Here is a 12022-nt window from a genome sequence, read left to right as displayed (position 1 = left end):
GTTCCTGAAAGCCTGATCCGCGGGGAGTACGGAGGCGACCCTGGCCATCGGCCAATCTTAGCCCTGGGGGTGAATCCCGGCAAGGCCGCCCCCGCGACCCGCCGATCCGTCGCGACCGCCCCCTCCGTCATCGTCGGCGGGGCCATTCGCGAAGATTTAACATTCCTTCGCCACCCGACCCCGCAATGTTCGTCGGAAAACCGCGCGAACGCCCGACCCTCGCCGCGCACGCTCGTTCCCGCGCATCGGCCCGAAGTTGGCTTCGTTCGTCGTCGCCACGTCGGCCTCCACGAGACGCAAACTCATGAGCTATCGGGACCTCCGCCGAAACCGCGTTGGCTTCGTTCGTCGTTTTCGAATGTGTTTTCGCGTCTCGCGTCGGGATGTATCGGCTGATTTCGGTGACGGGTTGATTGGGCCTAAGGATGCCGAATCCCCTCTCGCCGGATCGAAGCGCCTTCCTGCCGTCGCGAGTCGCCCCACGCCCCAAGAGCGAGAACCCCGCCTAATGTAGTGCTACACAAAACCAGCCCGGAAAACGGCGGACGACGTCAGCCGGCGGACGACATCCGAGATTACCTCTATAAACTGTTTCTCAGTAGCAATTTGCGACCGACAAAATTTTCGCTGTCCGGGATGCTCGCGTGCCACTTCGCTGGTCTTGGTTCCTGCCATTCGCGCCGGAATCACCAGATTCCTGGCCTCCGACGGCGTTGCTTCCGGGAAAGGGCAGGCGCTCCAGAACAAGCCAGGGTCGGGGGGTTTCGGCAATGGCCATGGCCGTGTCCGACAGGGACCGGCGTTCTCCACAAGTCCCGAAGGGGATCCCGAGCGAGGTCCCTGCACCAGGAGGACGACGGTTTGGTTCAAGTCCGAGGGGGCGCGTGGCCGATGAGGGAGGATGAGGCGTGATCCTTCCCGCCCGCACCCATTGAGCCGAGCACCATGAACCGCCAAGTCCTCCCCAGCATGCTGCTGAGCGTGTTCATCGTCTGCTTCTTCGCGGTCGTCCTGCGCCCGCTCGAACCAGCCGGGGGGCAAGCCCTCGCGGAGCCTCCGTCCGCCGCCGCTCCCGCCCAGGCCCCCGCGGCCCCGGAGCCGACCCCGCCCCCCGAGACGGTCGCGGCGGTCCCCCCCGCGGTGGAGTCGGAAGACCAGGCGGAAGCGGCCGAGCCCGAGCACTCCGCGCCGGGGCCCGCGCCCCCCGCGGAGGTCTTCGCGATCGTCGAGCCGACGCCCCTCCCGACCACAGCGCCCGCGCCAGAGCCGGAGCCGATACCGGAGCCGGAACCCAGCCCCCCCGCGCCGACGCCCGCGGTTGCCGTCGTCCCGGCACCGGCACCGGCCCCCGCGCCCGCGCCGGTGGTCCATGTGGCGCCCCGGGTCGTGAAGCCGGCCGCCGCGCCCCGGCTCGAAGAGCGGATCGAGGTACGGATCGCCAGCACGCCCGCGCCCCGGCGCACGCCCCCTCCGCCCCGCGTTCCCGCGCCCGAAGCGCCGCCGGAGCCCGAAGCCCCCGAGCCCGAGCCCGAGCCCGAGCCGGAGGTGGTGGCGATCCCTCGGGGCGAGCCGGAATCGACGGTGGCCGCCGAGGGGGAGACGCTGGAAGACGTCGCCCTGCGGGTCTACGGGACGCGCGCCGCCGCGGCCACCCTGCGCGACGCCAATCGCGGCCTCGCCGGCCGTCTCCGGGCGGGGGCCCTGCTCTGGACCCCCCCGCTCTGAATCGGGCTCACGAGTCGATCCCTTCGAACCTCGTCGGGATCCGATCCGGGTGGATCGGGAGCCAGGGCCGGAGCGCCGCCCTCTCGTACCATCGGGCCAGCCAGGCGTGGAGGGCCCGGTCGCGCCGAGTGCCTTCCCCGCGTCGGGCGGCGTGGTAGGTCGACATCGCGCGACATAACGAAGAGCGTGTCCTCATCTCCTGCGCGCCCCAACTCACGGCGAGCACGCCGACCAGGGCGACCGGCCAGAGGGCGGTCCAGCGGCGAATGCCCGGGGGCCGGTCGCGGGCGAGCGTCCGGTCCAGGGCCGAAGCGACTCGCAGGGCCAGGGCGGCGCCGATGATCGTCCCGATGGCCATGTGGACGGGCTCCAGCGCGGCGCTGTAATGACTCATCGCGAAGACCTCGTCCGCGAGCCTCCTGTAACCCTGGAGGATGATCATGAAGGCGAACGTCGAGCCGCCCAGGATCGTCGTCGCGCGCGCCGAGGCGCGGAGCATCATCCCCGCCCTTCGGCGTCGCGACGACGCTTCTCCCTCGGCCGTCCGGCGGGCCAACTCCTCCCGATAGGTCCGTGCCGCGAGGATCGCCGCGCTGCCCGCCACGAGCGTCGTCCCCACGGCGGGCGCGCCGCCGAAACTGGCCGCCGCGACGAGGGAGGCCGTGATAACTGCCAGGAGCATGAGCCGACGCGGCCAGGCGCGCATGGGTATCTCCCGAACGGGACGGCGGCTCAGCTCGCGGCGGGCTCGCCGAGCCGGGCTTCCAGGAGGTCGAGGCCTCGTTCCAGGTCCGCCAGGGTCTCGGGCGATAGCTCGCGGCGGCCGAAGCGGACCTGATAGAACGCCTCGACGAGCTTCTCGGGGAGTTCGGCCATCGCGGCGTCGCCGTCGCCGCTTTCATCGCGACCGCGGAGGAGGCGGAAGGCGCGGGTGGCGAACTCGCTCTGGGTCTCGGCCGGGGCCCGCCTCAGGTCGTGGGCGGCCAGTAGTTGGACGAGGCGGCGGTAGAAGTGGACGCCGGAACTTCCCAGGATGTCGTCGGCCGGGCCCCGCCACCAGGCGAACATCCGCCGGGCCAGCCAGACGAGCGCGCGGAACAGGGCGGCCACCAGCGTCAGCACGAAGAACGAGACGACGAACCCGCGCAGGCTGATGAACGAGCGGAAGCTCTTGAAGTCGAACATCGTGGAGAACGCCGACCGCGTCGCGCCGCCGAGCATCCCGAAGCCCTCGCGGACCTGCTGGAACACCCAGATCACCGGGCTGTAAAGCTTGGCCTGGCGGTTGGCGTCGTAGCCCAGGACGTAGAAGACCCAGACGTAGCGGACCACGTCGGTGACGCCGCGGAAGCGCGAGGCGAGGCCGCCGACCTGCGCGACCGACTCGTCGCGCTCCTGGCCCGGCGTGGGGTCCAGGGTGATCCAGCGCGGGCGGCCGTCGGCGTCGCGTCCGAGGTAGGCCTCCACCCAGGAATGGGCGTGCTTCTGCCGCACGGTCATGATCTGGGTGAAGTCGTTCCAGTCCCCCCCCTTGAAGCCGTTGACCATGCGCGAGGGGATCCCCACGGAGCGCAGGAGCATCGTCAGGGCGCTGCCGAAGTACTCGCAGTGGCCCTCGCGGCGGTTGACCAGGAAGTCGACGATGGGGTCGAGCGAGTAGTCGACCCGGTCCATCGCCAGGGTGTAGGAGAAGCGTGAGGGGTCGTGCAGGTATGCCTCGAGCGCCCGGGCGCGTGCGGCGACGGCGTCGGGGCCGTCGCCCTCATGCCCGGCGACGATCGGCCGGGCGATGGGCTCCAGGGCGGCGCGGACGTCGTCGGGGATGTCCAGGAGCACCTCGCGGACGCGGGACTCGCTGGGGGGATCCTCGCCGACCTGCGGGAGGGACGGGTCCAGCTCGGAGACGACCTCGTAGTCATACGCGCCGCGGGGGTCGTTGCGGTAGATGGTCCCGTCGACGGCGTTGAACTGGGGGCCGAGGCCCAGGCGATGGCCGGACTCGGCGAGGACGTACGGGCGGAGGCCGAACAGCGTGGGCGAGTCGTTCGCCTCCAGCTTGATGATCTGGCGGAGGGTGGGCCGTCGCGCCGCGGTCCGCTCGCGGTAGCTGGGGAACGTGCGCTGGGATCGGTAGTTCTGGCGTCGCCAGCGGCCCCGCTCGTAGCTGTTGAGGGTGACGCCGCGCCAGAGCGGCTCGGCGGGGGGGCGGGCCGGGGCCTTGTCGGCGTCGGCGAACTCCACGGTCATGACGGGGGTGTCGTTCTCCAGGATCTCGCCGAGCTGGCCGAGCATCACCTCCTCGTCGAAGCCGGTGAGGTGCTTCGCCGTGGTGGGGCCGAACCGGGCCCGCGTCACCCCCTGCTGGCGGGGGAGGAGCAGGAAGACGAAGTATCCCAGCCCCAGCGTGAGGGCCAGGATCTGGAGGGTCGACCAGAAATAGGGGGCGTCGAACAGGCCGCGGTACGGGTCGCGGGCCGAGGCCCCCAGGGGGGCGCCGGCGTCCGGGGCCGCCGCCAGGAACCGCCGCGACTCGCGCTGGAGGAAGAACTGGCCCAGCACCCAGATGGCCAGCAGGGCCCAGAGGAACAGCCAGACGCCCACCCGGTCGCCCATGTTGATGACGGCGCCGATGAGCACCTGCATCAGGCCGACCAGGAAGAGGACCCAGTCGTCCTCGACCCGCTTGGGGAGGAAGTACTTGATGAGCTGGAGCGAGACGAGCCAGTGGCCCAGGCAGCGGATGAGCTGGGTGTCGTCCAGCGAGTATTCGAAGTACAGGAGGCCCAGCGAGCCGACCGCCAGGAGGGTGGCCAGGGACGGCGGGAGGGACCACTCGGGCTTGCGGTCGACGGTCAGGAAGGCGGCCAGGCCGGCGGCGGCGACGACGGGGGGCAGGAGCCAGCCGCCGCGGTCGTCGCTGGTGTCGGCGCAAAGGGCGGTCGTGGCGACCGTCATCATGAGGTAGAAGCTGGCCCGATAGACGAGGTAGCTGTTCACGACCCGCCCCCCCTCCGCGCGCGCCAGGCGGGGGGCCCGTCGGGCGTCACGGTCTCCTCGATGATGACCCCGTCGTCGTCGGGCTCGGCCGGGAAGATGCCCCGCCGGCGCTCGTCCTGGGTGGCGAAGCGGTCGGCCTCGGCGGCGGAGAGCCGCTGCTGGAGCAGGCCCCGCGTCTCCTCCTCGTCGAACTCGATCAGGCCGTCCAGGTCCCCCTGCGCCGCGTTGAAGGCCAGCACCCGCCCCGAGAGGCCGCGGGCGGCGGTGGGGTTCAGCCGCGAGGAGCGCTCGGCCTCCTCAAGCAGGTTCAGCGGCCGGGCCCCGGCGACGATCAGGAGGGCGTCGCGCAGGGTGGCGGGGGGGAGGACGTCGATCAGCTCGGCGAGGCCCCCCTCGTTCACCGGGCGGAGGACGGCCAGCTGCTCCAGCAGCTCGTGCAGCAGCTTGACCGACGCCGGGCCCTGGATGACGCCCGGCACCGGGCCGGTCCAGCCCAGGACGATCCGGCGGCCCTGGCGGCGGCAGGTCTCCAGGCAGACCGTCGCCGCGAACGAGATCGCCTGCTCCACCGCCTCGCGCTGCTCGGGCTCGACCTTCGTCCGGGGGAGCCACGGGTCGACCAGGATGGCGAGGTCCTGCTCGTTCTGCTGCTCGAACTCCTTCACCATCAGCTCGCCCCGCCGGGCGGAGGTGCGCCAGTGGATCCAGCGCGGGCTGTCGCCGGATCGGTAGTCGCGCAGGCCGTGGTATTCCTCCTGCTGGGCGGAGCGGTCGTGGCGGCGACCCTGGCGGTTCTCGCTGGCCTGGCGCTGGAGTTGGAACCAGCGCCGGGAGAGCCGGCCGACCCGGGGGTAGACCAGGAGCGTGTCGGGCATCGGCATCGTGACCCGGCGCTCGACGATCCCGAACGGCGCTCTGGTGCCGAGGTCCAGGTCCTGGAAGCGGTACTTGCCGCGACGGGGCGACTCGCCCCGCCAGCGGGCCCGGGCGCGGTCGCGGGCGACGACGCGCGGGAAGAAGACCTTCAGGGGGGTGGCCCCGGCGGCCGCCCCGCGCTCGGCCGGGACCAGCCGGTCCTCCACGAACAGGGCCAGCGCGGGCATGCGGCGGCGGTCGTTCTCCAGGGTGTAGTCGACGACCAGCGGGTCGCCGGCGAAGATGTAGCCGGGGCTGCGCCTCAGGACGGCCAGGCGCCGCAGCATGGCCCGGCTGCCGAACCAGGAGGCCACGAACGGCCCGGCCGCGGTGGTGGCGACGAGGAGGATGAGGTTGATCTGCTGGAGCATCCCCGCGGCGAGCAGCACCAGCATCACCCCGAAGTAGGCGAAGCCCTCGCGGGTGACGATCGCCCGCTCGGTCGGCGCGAGGGCCTGGATCAGCCCCCGGGCCAGCCCCCCCGCCCGTCGTCGTCGCCGCCGCGATCGCGGCGCCCCGGCCCTGTCGTCCGCGATCATGGCTCGATCCCCCCCGCCGCGTCGATGCCGATGCTCCGCCCGCCGGGCCCGCGCCGACCCCCGCCCCCGTCGGCCGAGGTCAGGTCGGCACCTTCACCCGATCGACGATGTCCCGGATGATGGCCTCGGCCGCGCCGAACTCTCCGGCCTGGAGGAACGACTTGCCGACGACGCGGTGGGCCAGGACCGGGACGGCCAGCGTCTTCACGTCGTCGGGGACCACGAAGTCGCGGCCGGAGACCATCGCCAGCCCCTGCGCCGCGCGGTAGAGCGTGAGCGCCCCGCGGGTGCTGACGCCGACGTGCAGGTCCTCGCTGCGGCGGGTCAGGTGGACGAGGTCGAGCAGGTAGTCGGCGATCGAGTCGTCGACCCGGACCTTGCGGGTCCCCTCCTGGAGCAGGACGACCTCGGCGGCCGTCAGCGCGGGCTTGAGGTCGTCGACCGGCTCGCCGGAGCGGTGGTCGTTCAGGAGCCGCTTCTCCTCCGCGCGGATCGGGTACCCCATGCGCAGGCGGATCATGAAGCGGTCGAGCTGGCTCTCCGGCAGGACGTAGGTGCCCTCGAATTCGTAGGGGTTCTGGGTCGCCAGGACGATGAACGGACGCTCCAGGCGGTAGGTTGCCCCCTCGACGGAGACCTGGCGGTCGGCCATGGCCTCCAGCAGGGCGCTCTGGGTGCGGGGGGTGGTGCGGTTGATCTCGTCGGCGAGGATGACGTTGGCGAAGAGGGGGCCGGGCTTGAAGACGAACTCCCCGGAGGGGGCGTGGTAGATGCTGGAGCCCAGCACGTCCGAGGGGAGGAGGTCGGGAGTGAACTGGATTCGGCGGAAGGAACAGTCGATACTGGCCGCGAGGGCCCGCGCCAGGAGCGTCTTGCCGACGCCGGGCACGTCCTCGACCAGGACGTGCCCCTGGGCGAGCAGGGCGACCACGGCGAGCTTGATGGACTCGGGCTTGCCGAGGACCACCCGGCCGACGTTCTCCAGCAGCCGGCTCGTCAGCGCGTAGAGATCTTCCTGGGCCGTGGGCGCGACATCGGTCGTTTGCGATGGGGTCATTCGGTGGGCTCGTCGAGGGCTCGGGCGCGGTCGTCGGGCTCGGGGCGGTCCGGATTGCCACTATAATCCACGCGGCTCGCGGATCCAACGCCCGCAAGCGGCGGGCCGAAGAACGTCCCGGTTTCCGGGGGAGAGGGGGACGGTGGCGGACGGAGACGAGGCCTCGCCCCCGATGGACGTGACGATCCTGGCCGGCCGGCTCGGGCTGGACGACGACGGCTGGCCGCTGGGCCCGCTGCTCGACCGCCTGGAGCGGCGCGGGATCGCCCCGCGGGTCGTCTGCACCGGCCGGGCCGACCGCCGCGAGGACCCCCGCGTGACGGTCGTCCCGGCGCTGGGCCGCCCCTGGATCAAGGCCCTGGCGGTCCGCCGCCTGGCCGGCGACGGCGCCTCCCCGCGCCCCGCCGTGCTGCACGCGCTGCACGAGGAGACGGCAGACGTGGCCCTCGCCCTGGCGGAGACATGGCGCGTGCCGTACCTCCAGACCGTCGACGACTTCCTCGTCGCCGAGGACGGCCTGCGCGTCAGCCGTCGCTGGCTGCGCGCGTTCGTCGCCTCCAGCGAGGAGCTGCGCGACGTGCTGATCGGCGAGCTTGGGGTCCCCCCGAATTTCATCGCGGTGGTCCCCCCCGGCGTCGTGGCCGAGCCCCTGCCCCGCCCCCCCGGCGGCGGCGCGGTGCCGGTCGTGGGAATCGCCGGCCCGCCGATGGGGGAGACCGGCTTCGCGCCGTTCCTGGAGGCCGCGGCGCTGGTGCTGGGGAGGGGCCGCGACGTGGAGTTCCTCCTCGCCGTGCAGGGGGGAGACTCGATCGAGGTCCGCCGCCACGCCCAGGCGCTCAAGATCCAGGACCGCGTGACGGTCGCCGACTTCGACCTCGTCGGCCCCCGGCTGTGGTCGGTCCTGGACGCCTACTGCCAGCCGGCCCTGGAGCCCAGCGCGGGGCGCACCCTGACGCTGGCCCTGGTGCAGGGGGTGCCGAGCGTGGCGACGAACGTCCGGGGCCTGCGCGGGCTGATCCGCCCCGGCCGTTCCGGGCTGCTGGTGCCCCCGGACGACGCCCCCGCCCTGGCCGACGCGATCGCCCGCCTGCTGGACGACCGCGAGGCCGCCCGCGCCATGGCCGAGTCCGCCCAGGCCGACCTCCGCGCCCGCTTCGACATCGACGCCGAGGCCGACAAGCTCGCCGCCCTCTACCGCAAGGCCGCCGCGTCGCCCCCCGACGCTGGCCCCCCCCGCGGTTGATCGTTCGTGCCGGGCTCGGATAAAATGCGTCGGATGGATGACCGCGAGGTCAAGACCGTGGGGAAGCGCCGGGGGTGCCGCATGCGACGATCCGCCGATCCCGTGGCCGCGAGGGGCGGGGCGTCGTGAACGAGACGGAGCCGACGCCCGGAAGCCGACTCTCGCTCGCCGAATGGCTGGACCGGTATGACGAAGCTCTCCTGCGCGGGGAGACGCCTCCCGACCCGGCGGAGGTGGGGGGCGCGGACGCCGAGGGCCTGCGAAACCTGCTCGACATGCTCGACAGGACGCTCCGGCCGACGGGGTCGGCGCCGGGGACGCTGACGCACGCGTCCGGCTCCGGGGGCGAGGGCTCAGCGTCGCCGCCCCGCGAGGCCATCGGGCGGTTCATCATCGAGGAGGAGCTGGGCCGCGGAGGGTACGGGATCGTCTACCGGGCCTTCGACTCGACGATCGGCCGGCGGGTCGCGGTCAAGGTCCCGCGGGCCGACGCGCTGTCGGATCCCGACGTCCGCCGTCGCTTCCTCCGCGAGGCCCACGCCGCGGCGCGGCTCGACCACCCGAACCTGGTGCCCGTCTTCGAGGTCGGCGAGGCCGGGGGCGTCTGCTACATCGCGTCGGCCTACTGCGAAGGCCCGACGCTCCGGCGATGGATCAACGAGGGGCGAGCGCCGGCCGATCCTCGCGCGGCGGCGCGGCTGGCGCTGGCCCTGGCGCGGGCGATCGAGCACATGCACGCCCGGGGGGTCCTGCACTGCGACCTGAAGCCTGAGAACGTGATGATCGACCCGGCGGGGCCGGGCGAACCCGACGGCGACCCCACGCCGCGCGTGACCGACTTCGGCCTCGCCCGCCTGGCCGACGCGCCCGTCGGCGAGTCGACCGCGGCGCGGGCCTGTGGGACGCCGCCGTACATGGCCCCCGAGCAGATCGAGATGCGCCGCGAGTCGATCGGCCCGGCGACCGACGTCTACGCCCTGGGGGCGATCCTGTATGAGCTGCTGACCGGCCGCAAGCCGCACCGGGGCAAGTTGACGTGGGAGCTGATGCGGGCCGTCGTGGCCGCCCCCCCCGCCCCGCCGCGATCCCTACGGCGAGCGATCCCGCGCGACCTGGACGCCGTGGCGATGCGATGCCTGGAGAAGCGGCCGGACCGGCGCTACACGGACGCGGGGGCCCTGGCCGACGACCTGGCCCGATACCTCGACCGCCTCCCGACGCGAGCCCGGCCGCTGGGGCGGGCCCGCCGCCTGGCGCGGTGGTCGGCGCGCAACCCGGCCGCCGCCGCCCTGCTGGTCATGGGCGCGGCGACGCTGGTCGCCAGCGTCTGGTACTCGCTGACGCTGCGACGGGTCGTCGACGACCTGAACCACGCGAACACCGTGGCCAGGATCGCCCGCGGCATCGCCGAGCGGCAAGAGGCCCGGACGCGGGCAGCCCTGGAACGCGCCGAGGAGAAGACCGAGGCGGAACGCGGGGCCAATTACGCGGCCGTCCTCGTCCTGGCCCAGCAAGAACTGGAGCGGGGCCAGACGATCCAGGCCCAGAGATCCCTGCGAGGGCTCGTCCCGCGGCCGGGCTCCGACGAGCCCGACCGCCGGGACTTCGCCTGGCACTACCTCTGGCGGCAGTCGCGTCGCGAATGCACGCTCCTCGACGAACTGACGTCGGGCGGGCTGAGATCGCTCGCCGCGGGGGGCGGTAAACTGCTCGCCGTCACGTCGTACCGCGGCGACGGCCTGTGGAGCATCGACCACCCGGCGTCGGCGAGGCCGGTGTTCCGGTTCGAAGGTCCTCTCCCCATCCCGCGGCGTTGCCTGAGGGTCGCCATCCTCTCAGACGGGCGGACGGCGATCGCTTACTCGGAGGAGGATGAGATGCCGAGGATCACGACCTTCGATCTCTCCACCTGGGAGACTCGCCTGGAAATCGAGAGGAGCAGGCTGAGGGATTCGACGATCGCCGAGTCCGCCGACGGGAGTCGCCTGGTCGTGGGGATCGGTTCGGCGCGCATCCCGCGCGTCACCGTCATGGGTCGGGGCGTCGGAGAGCGGCAGGTGCGGCTACTGGGAGTGCCCAGGGCGGAGGTCCTCGCCGTCAGCAGCGCCGATCGGATCGTGGCGCTGCGACGCGGCGGGCCGACGGGGGCCCATCACATCCTCGAAGTTTGGCACGCTTCCCAACGCCGGAACACGACCGTGGGCTGGCCCCTGGTTTCCATCCCTGAGCCGCTGGGCCCCGCGCTGGCGGCCTCGCCCGCGCCCGGGGGCCCGATCGCGACGGGGACTCTCCGTGGCGTGGTGCAGATCCGCGAGCCGCTCGAAGGCGAGATCCTTTTCACCCTCCCCGCGCCGCAACGAGATCGAGACCGCGTGGCCTGCCTGGCCTTCGCGCCCGACGGGATGACCCTGGCGGCCGGCTACAACGGCCTGGTTATCCTCTGGGACCTCGAAAGTCGTCGCGAGGTCGCCCGGATCGACGGGCTGACGGAGTGGACTTCGTCGCTCGCCTTCCTGGACGGCTCGTCGCGCGATGTCGCCGTCGGGCTCTCGGGGGGGGAAATCGTCGTCTGGCACCTCGATCCGATCGAGCCGGCCGTGGTCCTCGACGCGCATGCCGACGAGGCCTGGGGCGTGGGATACGTCGAGGGGGGGAAGACCCTCGCCACCCTGGGGGGGGATCGGCTGCTGAAGCTGTGGGATGTCGCGACCGGCGGGGAGACGGCGGCGCTGGAGGGGCACCAGGACTGGCCGTCGTGCCTGGCGACCTCGACGTCGGGGGGGTTGGCGGCGACGGGCGACTTCGGCGGGGACGTTCTCGTGTGGGACGTCGAAGGGAAGCGGCGACTCCACCACCTGAAGAAGGCCCACGAGGGACGGGTGCGGGCCGTGGCGCTGTCACCGGACGGGAAGAGGCTCGCCTCGGGGGGGCGCGACCCACGGGTCCGCCTCTGGGACGCCGCGACCGGGACGCCGGCCGGGGAGGTGGATGGCCACGGAGGGAGCGTCCGTGGGCTGGCGTTCCGGCCCGACGGCCGCGTGCTCGCCTCGGCCGGCGAGGACGGCGATGTCATCCTGTGGGATGTCGAGTCGCGGCGCGAGGCGCGACGGCTGGACGCCTCGGCCGGCCTCGCCTGCGTCGCCTGGTCACCGGACGGCGAGACGCTCGCCACCGGAGGTATCTGGGGGACGGTGACGCTCTGGGACGCGGAGAGAGGCGAGGTCCGCGACCGCTTGTCCAAGCTGCACCGCCGCGAGGTGAGCGGGCTGGCCTTCAGCCCCGACGGTCGAATCCTCGCGGTGGGGGGGCAGGACGGGCCGATCACGCTGGTCGACGTGGCGACCGGCCGGCGGCACCTGACGCTCACCGGGCACGAGGGGGGCGTGAATGCCCTGGCGTTCAGCCCGAACGGCCGGACGCTCGCCTCCGCGAGCCATGACCGGACCGTCCGGCTGTGGTGGGCGGGGCCGGAGTCGCCATCGGCCTTGCCGCCGTCGCCGGAAGGATTATAATTTCGGTAGAGATCGAAACGACGGCGGCGACGTC

7 protein-coding genes are annotated in these 12022 nt (G+C 72.7%); 3 read left to right on the top strand and 4 right to left on the bottom strand.

Features of this window, described 5'->3' with window-relative positions:
- Positions 1-945 precede the first annotated feature (945 nt).
- Entirely contained in the window at positions 946-1725 is a 780-nt protein-coding gene (locus WG209_RS00870) for a hypothetical protein (RefSeq protein WP_337173096.1), read from the top strand.
- A 7-nt stretch (positions 1726-1732) separates the two neighbouring features.
- Here WG209_RS00870 and WG209_RS00865 read toward each other — a convergent pair whose 3' ends face one another.
- The 4 genes from WG209_RS00865 to WG209_RS00850 all read right to left on the bottom strand — a co-directional run bounded on the left by WG209_RS00865 (position 1733) and on the right by WG209_RS00850 (position 7233).
- Positions 1733-2431 carry a hypothetical protein gene (locus WG209_RS00865; protein WP_337173095.1) on the bottom strand — a complete coding sequence of 233 codons (699 nt, stop codon included), beginning with the start codon at positions 2429-2431 and terminating at the stop codon, positions 1733-1735.
- A gap of 26 nt (positions 2432-2457) precedes the next feature.
- Positions 2458-4722 (bottom strand): DUF3488 and transglutaminase-like domain-containing protein, encoded by a 2265-nt coding sequence (locus WG209_RS00860; protein ID WP_337173094.1) that lies wholly within the window; start codon positions 4720-4722, stop codon positions 2458-2460.
- Positions 4719-6176: a DUF58 domain-containing protein gene (locus tag WG209_RS00855; protein ID WP_337173093.1), complete on the bottom strand. Its 1458-nt coding sequence runs from the start codon at positions 6174-6176 to the stop codon at positions 4719-4721. The genes WG209_RS00860 and WG209_RS00855 overlap by 4 nt, the downstream gene beginning before the upstream one ends.
- A 79-nt stretch (positions 6177-6255) precedes the next feature.
- On the bottom strand, positions 6256-7233 hold the full coding sequence (locus WG209_RS00850; RefSeq protein WP_337173092.1) for a MoxR family ATPase: 978 nt from the start codon (positions 7231-7233) through the stop codon (positions 6256-6258).
- Between the two features lie 142 nt (positions 7234-7375).
- On the opposite strand from WG209_RS00850, the gene WG209_RS00845 reads away from it, so the two are divergent.
- Together WG209_RS00845 and WG209_RS00840 are read left to right on the top strand one after the other, a co-directional pair.
- Positions 7376-8476 carry a glycosyltransferase family 4 protein gene (locus WG209_RS00845; protein ID WP_337173091.1) on the top strand — a complete coding sequence of 367 codons (1101 nt, stop codon included), beginning with the start codon at positions 7376-7378 and terminating at the stop codon, positions 8474-8476.
- Positions 8477-8601: 125 nt separating this feature from the next.
- Entirely contained in the window at positions 8602-11988 is a 3387-nt protein-coding gene (locus WG209_RS00840; RefSeq protein ID WP_337173090.1) for a serine/threonine-protein kinase, read from the top strand.
- Positions 11989-12022: the final 34 nt, after the last annotated feature.

The sequence above is a fragment of the Paludisphaera sp. genome (genome assembly GCF_037189885.1).
Classification (GTDB): Bacteria; Planctomycetota; Planctomycetia; order Isosphaerales; family Isosphaeraceae; genus Paludisphaera.
This window is presented reverse-complemented; position numbering and strand designations above follow the sequence as displayed.